Origin of the sequence: Lacihabitans soyangensis (assembly GCF_024343775.1) — a bacterium.
Taxonomy (GTDB): Bacteria; Bacteroidota; Bacteroidia; order Cytophagales; family Spirosomataceae; genus Leadbetterella; species Leadbetterella soyangensis.
The window spans coordinates 19950-34596 of sequence record NZ_RJUF01000002.1 but is presented as its reverse complement, the minus strand read 5'-3'; the positions used below and the strand labels follow the sequence as shown (position 1 = coordinate 34596).

Below are 14647 nucleotides of genomic sequence, written 5' to 3'. Positions count from 1 at the left end.
TATTAATTATGCTAACTATCAATCCCAAAGAAGTTTCCGTTGCAGTTTTGCATGGATATTTACAAAGCTCAATTGCTCCAAGACCTATTGCGTTTGCCTCAACTATTGATAAAGACGGAAATGTGAATCTGAGTCCATTTAGTTTTTTCAATGTATTTGGTACCAATCCGCCAACACTTATTTTTTCACCCAATAGACGTGTGAGAGATGGCAGTCAAAAACATACCCTCGAAAATGTACTGGAACACGATGAGGTGGTCATTAATATGGTTGATTTTGCCATGGTAGAACAAATGTCGCTGGCGAGTTGCGAATATGAAAAAGGAATCAACGAATTTGTAAAAAGTGGATTTACTGAGGCTGCTTCTGTTTTGGTGAAACCACCAAGAGTTCTAGAATCGAAAGCTGCTTTTGAGTGTAAAGTGAAACAAGTCGTACAAATGAGTGAGGAAGGCGGTTCTCCAAACTTAGTTATTTGTGAAATCGTTTTGGCACATTTTTCTGAGGATATTTTGGACGAAAATGGCAAAATAGATCAAACCAAAACAGATTGGGTAGCACGTTTGGGAGGCGATTGGTATGTTAGAGCCTCAGGCGATGCCTTATTTGAAGTTGCCAAACCCAGTATTCATAAAGGTATAGGTGTTGATGCCATTCCTGATTTCATCAAACACGATTCATCATTTTCTGGCAATGATTTAGGCAGATTAGGTAACATCGAAGAACTGCCCTCAGTGGAAGAAATTAACGACTTTATGTTTCAAAATCCAAATGCCAATTACAAAGAAATGGCCAAAGTTTTTTTAATAAATGGCAAGATAAAAGAAGCTTGGATGGCTTTGCTTAGCCAATAAAGGTATTAATTTTTGCTACCTTAATTGATTTGATTTTTTTTGATATTTAAAGCACCATATTGGTATTACTTTCCGATACAAAACTTTCCAAAAATATTAGCAAGCAGGTCTTCTGTCGTAATTGTTCCAGTAATTTCTCCCAAATGATGCAATGAAAGTCGGATGTCTTGGGCTAAGAAATCACCAGTAATTCCCAAATCAAGGCCGTTAAGTACTTCTGTTAGGGCTTCATTGGCTTTCAGTAAGTGTTCATAGTGGCGGAGGTTGGTGACTGTGGTGTCTTGGCTACTTTGGAGTTTTATTTTGGCTAATAGTACTTTTTTTAGATCCTCTATTCCAATGTCGTTTTTGGCAGAAATTTTAACATCTGCTTTGGATTCAAAGTCTTGATTGAGGTCTATTTTATTTTGTACCCAAAGAATTTCTGCGTTTGTGGTTTCTTTTTCTAGTTGATCTAAAAAAAGTTTATTTGCCTCATTGTCAAACAAGAAGACAATTATTTTTGCAGTATGCATGGCTTTTCTTGATCGTTCGATGCCCATCGATTCTATAATATCTTCGGTGTGCCGAATGCCCGCAGTATCGATAAATCTGAATTTTTGACCTTCAATGAAAACGATATCCTCTATTACGTCTCTCGTAGTTCCGGCGATGTCCGTTACAATGGCTTTTTCCTCATTAAGTAGAGCGTTCAAGAGGGTTGATTTACCAGCATTTGGAGCTCCGATGATAGCAACTGGAATTCCTTCTTTTATGGCATTTCCACTTTCGAAGGAGGATATTAGCGGCTCTAACTGAGATTGTAGCTCGATTATCAAAGCTCTCAAATCATCTCGGTCAGCAAACTCAACATCCTCTTCACCAAAATCGAGTTCAAGTTCAACTAAACTAGCAAAATGCACCAATTTTTCTCTTAAAATGGCTAGTTTTTTCGAAAAACCACCTCTTAGTTGATTGATTGCAATTTGATGAGAAGCTTCCGAATCTGCAGAAATCAAATCTGCAACAGCCTCGGCTTGAGCTAGGTCAAACTGCCCATTTAAAAAAGCCCTCTGTGTAAATTCGCCAGGATTGGCCATGCGGCAACCGCTTTTTATTAGAAGTTTAAGTACATATCTAACTATGTATTCGCTTCCGTGAGTTGATATTTCAACAGAATCCTCTTTTGTAAAACTTTTAGGGGATTTAAAAACACTTATCAAGACTTCATCTATCATCCTTTCACCATCCATTATTTTTCCATAATGTATGGTGTTGGCTTTGGCTTTTTCTAAATCCACGCCTCTAAAGATTTTATTGACGTTCCTGAATGTTTCTGGTCCAGACACTCGGATGATGGCCAAGGCACCGATTCCTTGGGGAGTTGCTAGAGCACAAATGGTTTCTTGTTGATTCAAATGCTTTTATTTTTATGCAAAAATAAGTCAAAAGCAGGTTTTTTATTGAGACAATTCAATTAATTTTGAACTTAAATCAAACCCATTGAAGCCCATTTATGCTTTTTAATTCCCTTCAATTTGTTTTTTTCTACATAGTTGTCACAATTCTTTACTTTTCTCTAAGACACCGGGGTAGAGTTTGGCTTTTGCTTTTGGCTAGCAGTTATTTTTACCTGGTTTTTAAGCCAGTTTATATACTTATTTTACTCGTAACCATCATTGTAGATTACTTTGCAGGTATTTGGATTAGTCAGTCTGAAGGTAAAAAACGTAAATCTCTTTTGATTCTCAGTTTGATTAGCAATGTAGGTTTTTTAGCTTTTTTCAAATATTGGAATTTTATCAATAAAAACATTTCACTTGCTCTTGGGTTAATTGGAGTAGAAAATCCTTTTCATGATTACCCGTATGATTTACCCATTGGGCTGTCTTTTCATACATTTCAAGCAATGAGCTATACCATAGAGGTGTATAGAAGAAATCAGAAGCCTGAAAAGGATTTTATAGTTTATTCGCTTTATGTGATGTTTTATCCTCAGTTGGTTGCAGGACCAATCGAGCGTCCTCAAAATCTTTTACCACAGTTTCATACCTATTTTAAGTTTGATTTCGAAAAGCTCAAATCTGGCCTGATGCTGATGGCTTGGGGTCTGTTTAAAAAAGTTGTAATTGCAGATAGGCTTTCGATAATGGTGGATTATTGTTACGATAATCCTACCCAATTTTCGGGTTTAACCCTACTTTTGGCGACTGTGTTTTTTACCATTCAAATTTACTGTGATTTTTCTGGTTATTCTGACATCGCCATTGGAGCTGCTCGAACGATGGGTTATGATCTCATGTTGAACTTTAACGCACCTTATCTTTCCAAGAGTATTTCAGAGTTTTGGCGGCGTTGGCATATTTCGCTATCTACTTGGTTTAGAGATTATTTGTATATTCCTCTAGGTGGTAGTAGGGTCAGTTCGGGCAGATTATACGTCAATTATTTGATAGTTTTTACGGTTAGTGGTTTGTGGCACGGTGCAGCTTGGACTTTCATTATTTGGGGTGCTCTGCATGGGACTTACTTGGTGCTGGCCATGATCCGTGATAAGTATTTGCCGTTTAAACTACCCAAAAATACATTTCTTTCCATTCTTTTTACGTTTGTGCTTGTCATGATTACTTGGGTGTTTTTTAGAGCCAAAGGATTGTATAATTCCAAAATTATCCTCACCAAAATCTTTGATTTTAGTAGTTATGATAGCTTTTCCATGCCATTTACGACCAACGAGTTCGTCTTTTGCTGGATATTGATGATTATACTTTTCTTGAAAGATATTTTCGTAAAAGAGATTGAAACGCAAAACACGGCCTTGTTTTATGCCAAGTTTGTAGGTCTGATTTTGGTTTGTTATTTCTTCGGGATATTTTCTTCCAATCAATTTATATATTTCCAATTTTGATGATGAAAATACTTAAATATGTCACGCTCATTTTATTCGCATTTCTTTGGTTTTTGGGTTGTTCCAAAACTGTCTCGAAGTATGCCTATGACCACCATATAGTTGAAGATGACTATCGTTACGGCGATTTGTATCGGATGTCAAATTTGGGTGAATTTAGAGAAAAAGTAGAAAAGTGTGATCAAAATTTTACCGGTAAGAAGTCAAATGTGGCTTTGTATTTGGCAGGAGATAGTTTTACCGAAGATGGTAGATTGGCAGGTGATAATTTTGCGACCGAAACCTATTTGAGAGGTTTTGTGGCCGAACCAAATAAAGGATTTGCTCTTAAGTCAGGCAAGAAAATATTGGTTATCGAGACGGTGGAAAGGCATTTTAGAGAACGTTTTCAGAAACCTTGGAAAAACTGGGATGTGTCTACCGGAAAGGAAATAGTAAGTGAGCAAACTTTGGAGGACAAACTGCTGGGAATCAAGGTGCCATACAATACTCAGATGCACGAATCTCTGCTTTTTGGCTCAGATTTTATGATGAAAATTAGAGAATTCAAGGCTGAATTAAACCTTTGGCTTTTTGGGAAAACGGACGAAAAGGTCAAACTTCATAATGGTCATTTGCTCTATTATTTGGATCTAAATCCAGGTATCAGTAGTTGTTTTGATGCAATACAGGAAAGCGAAATAGAGGTTATGGTTAAGAATGTTAACCTTACTTATGATTATTACAAAGGTTTGGGATTTGACGAGGTTTATTTAAGCATTATTCCGAATAAGGCCAGTATTTTAGCCCAGGATTTGGGTGAATACAATCATTTGATAGAGAGAATCGAAGGAAACAATAATCTTAAAATGCCTGTAATTGGTGTATATCAGGAATTAATTAAGAAAAATATGTATCTGAAAGGCGATTCACACTGGGACTGTGAGGGCCAGCAAATTTGGGTAGATAAGGTAAATGAGAAATTGTTAAACATTCAGTAAAGTACTTCCGAAAGCCTCTAAATCGTGCGTCTGTTTGTAAAATGAGCCGTCAATTTTTCTTTCGTTAGGGTTTTCTAGGTAGAAAACAATACTGTCTTTAATGGCGTAGATATCATAAGGGTCTATGATACTTCCAAGTTTATATTTTTCTACTTGTTCGGCCATTACGCCATTGTTGGATACAATACAGGGTTTATTGTGATTTGCAGCTTGGCCAACTATACCACTCGAACCAAAGAAATTGATGTTCATTCTTAGAATCACATCTGACTGCTTAAAGGTGGACTCCATCTCTTCATCACTCACAAACTCGTCTTTTATAATGGTTTGATATTTTGCATTTTCAGGAATCAGCTTCTTGATTTTCTCCAGATAGCCGTCTTTGAACTTTCCGATTATGATTAAAGTGATTTTTTGTGCTTTAATTGGATCTAAACTATTCAAGGCAGCAATGATATTTTCATTGTTTTTGCGTTCGTCCATGTTGCCGAACTGAAGCAAAATCAAATTCTCTTTGGGTATAATATATCTTTCTCGAAGGTCAAAGCTTTCAATAGTTTGATATTCAAAATAGGGGTCTGGAAGGTAGAAATACCGTCTGTTGTCTAGCCAATTCGGCATGGCTTCGTCGTTGAGAATAAATACTTTTTTTAGGTTTTTATTCATCAGAGCCCATTTGATGGTCAGTTTTTTCTGCAAAATAGTTCTCCAGAAAACAATTTGATTCCTTAGTCCTGGGCCTTCTTTTTTCATTCTTGCATAAGGTCTAAACCAAATACCAGCAATGCTGTAATTCGTTTTTGTTTTGCCTATTTCAACCTGATAAGGGTCTAATTCCATCAAAACAAGATGATTGATTTCCTTATGGAGGCATTCTTGATGTATGATTTTCCATTCTTCCGCAGACTTCTGGAAATAGTGTTTTTGTGATGTAATGACAAGCTGTTGTTCCTCGGTAGTCGTGAGAATTTTAATGTTTGGTTTATTGGTTGTAAGTTTAAATTCTCTAGAAAAATTTACCAGAATAAAGTATTCATTATCAGTGTCTAGGCCTTCAATATATTTCAATAAATTGCTGACATAGCCAAATTTATGCCCATCCAATTTGATGTTTAAATCCGTAATTAAAATCCTCATTTATCGTGATAAACTGTTTTAGAAGGTACTCTCATCAATAGTATAAAACCTAAGAAGAAGGCCACCATTAGGAATAAAATGGAGGTTCTCATGCTGCCGGTTATGGCATTGAGGTATCCGAAAATAAAGGTCCCTGTTGTAATGGATGCTTTTTCCAAAATATCATAAAGCGAAAAATACGAAGCCGTGTGTTTTATGTCTTCGGGAATCAATTTGGCAAAAGTGGAACGTGAAAGCGATTGAATGCCGCCCATAACCAAGCCCACCATTCCTGCAATGACATAAAACTGGGTAGCGGTAGTGGTAAAATAGGCACCGAGTGGCACCAAAAACCATATGAAAACTTGAATTCTTAGGCCCACAGAATTACCAAATTTCTTGGATAAATAAGAAGCTAAATAACTTCCAGGAATAGCTACCAATTGTATAACTAAGAGTGTGGCTATCAGGCCATCACGAGGTATTTTGAGTTCGTCTTCGGCAAATAAAGTGGCTACATAAATTACCGTCATTACACCCAAGTAGTAAGTAAAGTAAGCGGTAAGGAACTTGGTTAGAATTTTGTTTTGTCTTACTTCAATGATTACCGAACGCAACTCTTTTATTCCTTTTTTTATCCAACTAAGCTCAAACTTTTTGCTGTTGTCTTTTGGTAAGAAATAAAACGGAATTTGAGCAAATCCAAACCACCAAATACCCACTGTTAGGAAGGCTATTCTTGAAGTTAATCCCGATTTGGAATCCGCCTCTGAAAGTCCAAAAAGTTCTGGTTTAAGAATCATTAATAGGTTAAATACTAGTAGTATAACGCTACCAATGTAGCCAAATACGAAGCCTTTGGCACTTAGTTTGTCAAAATTATCTTCTGTCGCAATTTGCGGGATGTATGAATTGTAGAAAACGATACTTCCTCCCCAGCCAACTATAGAGAGCCCAAATGCTATCATCACACTGTTAAGGCTTTCTTTGGTGAAAAAATAAAAATAGGCACATGAGGCGGCTCCTAAATAACAAAAGAACTTCATGAACATTTTTCTTCTGCCCGAATAGTCTGCGATAGATGTAAGAATGGGCGATAAAAGCACCAAGGTCATGGCCGCTGCTGATATTGTAAAGCTATAGAGAGAGTTATTATTGACTTCGAATCCGAAAAAAAGGACTTTGTCACTTCCATCTACTCCTACCGCTGTGGCATGGTAATAAATCGGGAAAATGACAGTGGTAATGACCAAATTATGCACTGAGTTTGCCCAATCGTACATTGACCACGCATTCCAGATTCTTTTGTTATTGATAAAATTCATGTATAGGGTTTTAAAAGCTTTGTTACAAAATTAAGAATAAAAATCCATTTTAGGTCTTTCGGAAATCGCTCGGCGAAACACCTACGTTTTTCTTAAATAATCTCGTAAAATACGCTGGATCATTAAAATTCAGGAAATAGCTAATTTCTGAAATAGAATATGTAGTGTTTAAAAGGTATTTTTTAGCTTCGGATACCACTTTTTCATGGATAATTTGAATAGGCGATTTGTTAACTATCGACTTACAAACTCTGTTCAAATGCATGGTGGTGATACCTATTTCTTTTGCATATTGACTTATAGTTTTAGTTTCAGAAAAGCCTTGTTTTATGCTTTTTTGAAAAGTTTGAAAGTATGCTAAGGTTTTATTGTCAGTTACTTCTGTAATTGATTTCTTTTTTTGATTAATTCTGAAAATAACTAAGAAAAGGGTTTGAAATAAAGCATAAATGAAAGTGCGTTTTTCGATGTTTTCTTCACTTAGTTCTTTTATTATCATTTGTTTTAATGTCGTTATTTGGTGAAATTCTATGCTTTCATTTTCAAAATTAAAACATTGAAGACGACTTAAGTCAAACACAATTCGTTGGTTATTTTTAAAGTTATTTTCGAGGTATGAATCGGCAAAGGTTATTACTTCTCCCTCTACATTATCTCTAAAAACGAAGCCGTGCAAGGTATTTGTTGGGATGTAAATCATACTTGGGCCGGTTATTTTGGTTTCTGTCTTCTCTGAGATCAAAATTCCTTCACCTTTCTCAATTACAAAAAGCTGTGCAAGATCAGTATGTAAATGCTCTTTGATTTCCCAATTGTACATCTTGCTTCTTGACTCCAAGGCCTCGGAATGAATGAATTCGAGCATTGGTGAATTATTGTTGTCCCCATAAAGTCCATTATAAATAATCAGCTCTTCTTTCATGTTATAAATGTGCTTTTAAATTTGCGGTAGTGCCTCTGAGCTTTCTCTAAATAAATAATTGAATATTAGCATTATAGGTTATTATTGTCGGATGTGCTTTCCTTTTACTATTTCAGTATAGATATAATGATGTTATAAATATACAAACAAAATTTTAATTTGTCCAAGAAAAACTTATACTTTCTGGATACCTTTGGGCTCATCGTTCAATTTTAAATACAAAGTTTATGAGTCAATTGATTTATAATCCATTTGACATGGAGGTGCATCCACCTAGGTTGTCGCCTGACTACAAATCAACCATTCTTCGAGCTCCAACCAAACCTCTTGTTCTTCTTAAACAATCTTTGGCTGAACTTTCAGGGCCGGTTTTCGGAGACTTTAATTTGGGAGAATTTGACCATGATTTAACCAAGAATTCAATTAAAAATGGTGAACCTTTGGGCGAACGTATAGTGGTTCATGGTACTGTTTTTAACGAAAATGGACAACCTATTCCGAATACATTGATAGAAATTTGGCAAGCCAATTCTTGTGGACGTTATGTGCACAAGGTGGATCAGCATGATGCCCCTCTTGATCCAAATTTTTTGGGTGCAGGGCGTTGTATGACAGACAAAAATGGCAATTACAAGTTCTACACCATCAAGCCAGGAGCTTATCCTTGGGGCAATCATTATAATGCCTGGAGGCCTAATCACATACATTTTTCACTTTTTGGGGCGAATATTACCAATAGATTGGTAACACAAATGTATTTCCCGGGAGATCCGCTTTTGCAGTACGATCCTATTTTTCTTGGGGTTCCACCCAAAGGTAGAGATTTGCTGATTTCTAAATTTGATTTGGATGCCACTGAACCTGATTTTGCTTTAGGTTATAGATTCGATTTTGTACTAAGGGGGCATCAGACTACTCCATTTGAGAAAATTTAAAATTTGAAAACATCATGTTAAAGCAGACACCATCGCAGACAGTAGGGCCGTATTTTGCCTATGGCCTCACTCCAGAGCAATATTTATACGATTTTAAAAGCTTGGCTCAGAATGAATTGGTTTCTATAGACGACAATCCCATTACAATAAAAGGAAAAGTTTTTGACGGAGAAGGAAATGTGATTCCAGACGCCATGTTGGAGATTTGGGACAATCAAAATAACCTTTTCGGGAGATTTGGAACTGGTACCGAAAAAGACCATAGTTTTGTTTTCAAAACAGCAAAGCCAAAGCCGATTGGCACAAATGCCCCGTTTCTTTCCGTCATTTTATTTATGAGAGGGCAATTGATTCATTCTTATACCAGAATCTATTTTTCTGATGAAGAAAATAATGATTCTGATGAAGCTCTTAAACTGGTTCCAGTTGAAAGAAAAAATACACTAGTAGCTCAGAAAAAAGAGAATTATTATCATTTCGACATACATATGCAGGGAGAAAATGAAACCGTGTTTTTTGATATTTAAACGGATAAAATAATTATGAGTTTATATTCTGAGTTGTTTTATTGTCAAGATGTTAATGAGTTTTTTTCAGATCGAAACGCCATTCTAGCCATGCTCAATGTAGAGGCAGCGTTGGCTCGATCTCAGGCTATTCATGGTATTTTTGACACTGAATATGCCAAAATTATTGCTGGCTGTTGTACTCCTGAAAACATTGATATCTCCAAACTCAAAAAAGAAATAAAACTCGGAGGAAATGCCGCCATTCCCTTGGTGAAACAATTGACAAAAGCTGTAAAAAATCGTGATTTTGAGGCGTCCAAATTTGTTCATTTAGGTGCAACCAGCCAGGATATAATAGATACGGCCACAGTTTTGCAGATCGGTCAATTTATTAATTGGTTAGATGAAAAATTGTTAAAGTTAAAAGTCGAACTTGCCAAATTAACAGAAAAGCACAAAAATACCGTAATGGTTGGCCGTACATTGTTACAGCAAGCTCGTCCTATAACTTTTGGGTTAAAGACAAGTGCTTGGTTAGAAGGTGTTTGTAGGTCCATTGAGCGTTTGTGCGAGATGAAATCTAGGCTTTTGGTAATGCAACTTGCTGGTGCGGTAGGAAGTCAAAACTCAAATCTTACACACGAAGTTAGACAAACTTTTGCTGAAATTTTAAAGCTAAATCATGCTTATTCTTGGCAATCTCAGAGGGATAACATTAATGAATTGGCAACGAATTTGGGTATTTTGAGCGGTACATTAGGTAAAATTGCAAAGGATATTTCTCTATTGATGCAAACGGAGGTAGGAGAGGTGTTTGAGGGTGCTGCCGAGGGAAAAGGCGGCTCCAGCACCATGCCTCATAAAAGAAATCCAGTGACATGTGCAGCAATTTTGGCCAACGCTACAAGAGTACCACATTTGGTAGGAAGTATGCTTTCATCGATGATTCAGGAACATGAGCGTTCGGCAGGTAATTGGCATGCAGAATGGGAAGTGCTTACTGATATAATTTGTCTTACGGCGGGTAGTCTAGAAAAGACAATTGAGCTGATTTCTGGCTTGGAAATCGATGAGAAGCGAATGTTGGCTAATATTGAAATTAGTCAGGGGTTAATTTTTGCCGAAAATGTATCATTAGCTTTGGCGAAAAGAATTGGTAAAATTCAGGCTCATGAACTGGTTGAAAAAGCATGTAAATCAGCAATCTCTAAAAATAAACATTTGAAAGAAGTTTTGAAAGAGAATAATGTTGAAATAGAGAACATGGATGGGTTATTTAATCCTGAAAATTCGATTGGAAATAGTGTGGAGATAGTGGATGCTTTATTAAAAAAGTATGAATAATAATGTTTCAAAATCCCCCGATGGGGGTATGAGGGCTTTCAAAATACAAGGTACTCCAAATAGCCCCGTACTAATTTTTTCAAACTCATTAGGTTCTGAAATGATGATGTGGGATGAATTGATTCCCTATCTTTTGCCCTATTTCAGAATAGTACAATATGATACACGTGGGCACGGAAGTTCTAAAAATAGTATAGGCCTAGAGGGCTATTCAATAGAGCAATTAGGTAGAGATGTTATTGATTTGATGGATGAGCTCCAAATAGGAAAGGCCTATTTCTGCGGTCTCTCGATGGGCGGTTTGATTGGGCAATATCTTGGCATAAATCACCCAAATCGCTTCAAAAAAATAGTTTTAAGTAATACCGGAGCAAAAATAGGTAATGACGAACGTTGGAATGGCCGTATAGAGACCATAGGTAAAAACGGTATGCAGGCTATTGTCGACGATACCATAGAGCGTTGGTTTACAGAAGAATTTAGAAGTCAGAAACCTGAAAAAGTAGCTGAAACTAAAGCTATGTTTTTGAGAAGCGATATAGTAGGCTATTCTAATTGTTGCTGTGCCATTCGTGATGCCGACTTTAGAAATCAACTTCAAAATATGAATGTTGAAACACTTGTAATTACAGGTGATGAAGACCCGGTAACAAACATTGAGCAGGCTGAATTTTTAGTTTCAAAAATACCAAAATCAAGATTGAAAGTTTTGCATGCAAGACATTTGGCCGCAACTGAACTACCGAAAGAGTATGCCCGAGTTTTAATAGATTTTTTTGTAGGGGAATCAACTTTTGACAAGGGCATGCACGTTCGCAGGAGTGTTTTGGGGGACGCCCATGTCGATAAAGCCAATAGCAAAATCAATGATTTTAATGCTGATTTTCAGTCTTTTATTACCAATTATGCTTGGGGTGAAATTTGGACAAGACCAGGTTTGTCTAAACACAATAAAAGCCTAATTACTATGGCGATGTTAATAGCTTTAAACAGGCCAGCTGAATTTAAAATGCATGTAAAGGCTGCATTTAATAATGGAGTTACGGTGGATGAAATCAAGGAAGTTATCATGCAATCAGCATTGTATTGTGGATTACCAGCTGCAAATGACGCATTTCATTTGGCTTTGGAAGTTTTTATAGAAAATGATATTAATTATTAAAACATGAGGACTCAAGTAGGAATTATTGGAGCGGGGCCGGCAGGATTGACTTTGGCTCATTGGTTGAAAAAACATGGAATTTCATCCGTGATTCTAGAGAATAGAAGTAGGGAATATGTAGAATCTAGAGTTAGAGCTGGTCTTTTGGAGCAAAATACAGTTGATATTTTTAAAGACCTTGGTTTAGCTGATAGGCTATTAAAAGAAGGACAGGAGCATCACGGAGTTTATTTAAATTTTGATAATCACAGGATTAGGGTCCCTTTTGGTAATCTTACAGGTGGTAGAAATATTACGATTTACGGCCAACAGGAAATAGTAAAAGATATGACCGATGTATGGCAAAGTGACGGAGAGAAATTGTTTTTTGAAGCTGAGGCAACTGAAATAATCGATATAGAAACTTCAAATCCCAAAATAAACTACACTTTCGAAGGTGAAAGTCATACTTTATCATGTGATTTTGTGGCGGCGTGTGATGGTTTCCATGGTTTAGGCCGAAAAACTATGCCTAAAGATAGCTATGGTGAATATCAAGTGACGTATCCTTTTAGTTGGTTGGGTATATTGGCCAATGTGGCTCCGTCTTCCGAAGAACTCATTTACGCTTATCATGAGAGGGGTTTCGCTTTGCATAGTTTGAGATCAAATACCGTAAGTAGACTTTATATACAGGTAGACAATTACGCAAAAGTAGAAGATTGGCCAGACGAAAGAATTTGGGAGGAACTTTCATTAAGATTGGCAACTGAAAACTGGAAGCTAAATTCAGGGCCAATATTCGAAAAAAGCATTACGCCTATGAGGAGTTATTTTATTGATAAAATGCAATACGGGCGGCTGTTTTTGGCAGGCGATGCAGCACATATTGTTCCTCCTACTGGCGGTAAGGGTTTAAATTTGGCCGTGGCAGATGTAAAACATTTGGTAGACGGACTCGTGGATTATTATAAAAACGATTCGATTAAAACGTTGGATAATTATTCCAGTCAAGCCTTGAAAAGAATTTGGAGAGCACAAGATTTTTCAAACTTCATGACTACTCTGTTTCACAAACAAGATGAGCATGGTTCTTTTCAGTACCAATTACAAAAAGCAAAGTTTGATTATATTACTATCTCAGAGGCATATAAAACAACGATTGCAGAAAATTATGTGGGATTGCCATTTGAGGCGTTTTAGACCCGTAACCGAATCGTCGGACCATCCCGAAGGGGGAACTATAAAATTTAAATTGTTTTAAAAATCGATTGGAAAAAGTATATGAAAAAAGTCCCTGTTTTAAGTTTAAGTGAGGCGGTTAAATTTGTAAAAGACGGAGATATCCTCCTTCAAGGTGGCTTTGGTATGACAGGTAATCCAGTGCATTTGATGCATGCTTTGGCAGAAACAAGTACTAAAAACTTAACTTTTATTGGAAATAATACGGGCGAACCTGGATTGGGTGGCGATAGATTATTGGCCAATGGTCAGTTAAAAAAAGTAATTGGTTCGTTTTTTACATCAAATCCGAATGCTGTAAAGGCCGTTCAGGCGGGATTGGTAGAAGCAGAACTCCTACCCCAAGGTATTTTGGCAGAAGCCATTCGTGCGGGCGGTGCTGGTATTGGTGGTTTCTACACCAAAACTTCGGCAGGAACCAAGATTGCCGAAGGTCGTGAAACCAAAATCATCGATGGTGAAGAGCAAGTTTTCATAAAAGGCATTCGTGGTAACGTAGCTTTCATACGTGCGTGGCGTGCCGATACGGCTGGAAATTTACAATACCGCATGACGGAAAATAACTTCAATAAAGCTATGGCAACTGCTGCAGATTTGGTCATTGCTGAAGTAGAAGAAATTGTGCCCGTTGGTGAAATAGTACCTGAAAACGTGCACACTCAAGGCTGTTTTGTAGATTATTTGGTACAAGCTACGCTTACTTTGGAAGATCTGGGGACTTCTGCATCGGTATCGTCCTCAAAAAAAGTAGATGAGGTTAGAATGAATATGGCTCGCCGTGCATTGGCCGAACTGAAATCAGGTGATGTTGTAAATTTGGGTATCGGAATCCCAACTTTAGTTGCCGATCTAATCACTGAAGAGCACGGAATCATCCTTCATACAGAAAACGGTATGTTGGGCGTTGGGCCTATGCCAACTGACGGTGGTGGGGCTATGAATTATCCGGTCAATGCCGGCAAAATTCCTGTGACTGCCCTCAATGGAAGTAGCTATTTCGATAGCTCAGAATCATTTGCTATGATTCGCGGTGGACACATTGACGTAGCCATTATGGGTGGATTAGAATGCGACGAAGCAGCAAATCTGGCCAACTGGGCAGTTCCTGGCAAGCCACTTTTGGGCGTAGGCGGAGCAATGGATTTGGCTGTTGGTGCAAAACGGTTGATCATAACCATGACCCATACAAATTCCGACGGTTCACCTAAAATTGTTCCATCGTGTGTATTGCCATTGACGGCCTCTGGTGTAGTAGACATGATAATTACCGATTTGGCGGTGTTTTCTTATTCAGATGGGGTTTTAACATTGATAGATTTACTGCCAAACGCCACTTTAGAGGAAGTTCAAGCAAAAACCAGTGCAAAATTTAATATTGATTTGAAATGATAA

At 37.2% G+C, this 14647-nt stretch carries 13 protein-coding genes; 9 read left to right on the top strand and 4 right to left on the bottom strand.

The genetic code is table 11. The features are described 5' to 3' along the window. Window positions 1–8: 8 nt before the first annotated feature. Window positions 9–854, top strand: coding sequence for a flavin reductase family protein (locus EGI31_RS01285; protein WP_255035310.1), 846 nt, complete (start codon window positions 9–11; stop codon window positions 852–854). Window positions 855–919: 65 nt separating this feature from the next. Here the strand turns inward: EGI31_RS01285 and mnmE are convergent, their stop codons facing one another. Continuing rightward, window positions 920–2251: a tRNA uridine-5-carboxymethylaminomethyl(34) synthesis GTPase MnmE gene (mnmE, locus tag EGI31_RS01280; RefSeq protein ID WP_255035309.1), complete on the bottom strand. Its 1332-nt coding sequence runs from the start codon at window positions 2249–2251 to the stop codon at window positions 920–922. Between the two features lie 98 nt (window positions 2252–2349). On the opposite strand from mnmE, the gene EGI31_RS01275 reads away from it, so the two are divergent. Beyond that, entirely contained in the window at window positions 2350–3741 is a 1392-nt protein-coding gene (locus tag EGI31_RS01275) for an MBOAT family O-acyltransferase (protein WP_255035308.1), read from the top strand. Next, complete coding sequence (locus EGI31_RS01270) at window positions 3741–4721, top strand: hypothetical protein (protein ID WP_255035307.1); 981 nt, start codon at window positions 3741–3743, stop codon at window positions 4719–4721. Before EGI31_RS01275 ends, EGI31_RS01270 begins: the two co-directional genes overlap by 1 nt. Here the strand turns inward: EGI31_RS01270 and EGI31_RS01265 are convergent. From EGI31_RS01265 to EGI31_RS01255, 3 genes are read right to left on the bottom strand one after another with little or no spacing between them, the layout of a single operon-like run. After that, a complete protein-coding gene (locus EGI31_RS01265) occupies window positions 4707–5858 on the bottom strand; it encodes a glycosyltransferase (protein WP_255035306.1) in 1152 nt (383 codons plus the stop codon). The genes EGI31_RS01270 and EGI31_RS01265 overlap by 15 nt on opposite strands. Next, window positions 5855–7162: an MFS transporter gene (locus tag EGI31_RS01260; RefSeq protein WP_255035305.1), complete on the bottom strand. Its 1308-nt coding sequence runs from the start codon at window positions 7160–7162 to the stop codon at window positions 5855–5857. The genes EGI31_RS01265 and EGI31_RS01260 overlap by 4 nt, the downstream gene beginning before the upstream one ends. Window positions 7163–7211: 49 nt before the next feature. Next, on the bottom strand, window positions 7212–8084 hold the full coding sequence (locus EGI31_RS01255; protein ID WP_255035304.1) for a helix-turn-helix domain-containing protein: 873 nt from the start codon (window positions 8082–8084) through the stop codon (window positions 7212–7214). 227 nt (window positions 8085–8311) lie between these two features. Between EGI31_RS01255 and pcaH the strand changes: the two genes are divergently transcribed. The 6 genes from pcaH to EGI31_RS01225 all read left to right on the top strand — a co-directional run bounded on the left by pcaH (window position 8312) and on the right by EGI31_RS01225 (window position 14644). Next, on the top strand, window positions 8312–9019 hold the full coding sequence (gene pcaH / locus EGI31_RS01250) for a protocatechuate 3,4-dioxygenase subunit beta (protein WP_255035303.1): 708 nt from the start codon (window positions 8312–8314) through the stop codon (window positions 9017–9019). Window positions 9020–9033: 14 nt separating this feature from the next. Beyond that, window positions 9034–9546 (top strand): peptidase associated/transthyretin-like domain-containing protein, encoded by a 513-nt coding sequence (locus EGI31_RS01245; RefSeq protein ID WP_255035302.1) that lies wholly within the window; start codon window positions 9034–9036, stop codon window positions 9544–9546. Window positions 9547–9561: 15 nt separating this feature from the next. Beyond that, entirely contained in the window at window positions 9562–10872 is a 1311-nt protein-coding gene (pcaB, locus tag EGI31_RS01240; RefSeq protein ID WP_255035301.1) for a 3-carboxy-cis,cis-muconate cycloisomerase, read from the top strand. Next, on the top strand, window positions 10865–12034 hold the full coding sequence (gene pcaDC, locus EGI31_RS01235; protein WP_255035300.1) for a bifunctional 3-oxoadipate enol-lactonase/4-carboxymuconolactone decarboxylase PcaDC: 1170 nt from the start codon (window positions 10865–10867) through the stop codon (window positions 12032–12034). The genes pcaB and pcaDC overlap by 8 nt, the downstream gene beginning before the upstream one ends. A 3-nt stretch (window positions 12035–12037) precedes the next feature. Then, window positions 12038–13216 carry a 4-hydroxybenzoate 3-monooxygenase gene (locus tag EGI31_RS01230; protein ID WP_255035299.1) on the top strand — a complete coding sequence of 393 codons (1179 nt, stop codon included), beginning with the start codon at window positions 12038–12040 and terminating at the stop codon, window positions 13214–13216. A gap of 81 nt (window positions 13217–13297) precedes the next feature. Continuing rightward, window positions 13298–14644, top strand: a complete 1347-nt coding sequence (locus EGI31_RS01225; RefSeq protein WP_255035298.1) for a 3-oxoacid CoA-transferase — start codon at window positions 13298–13300, stop codon at window positions 14642–14644. Window positions 14645–14647: the final 3 nt, after the last annotated feature.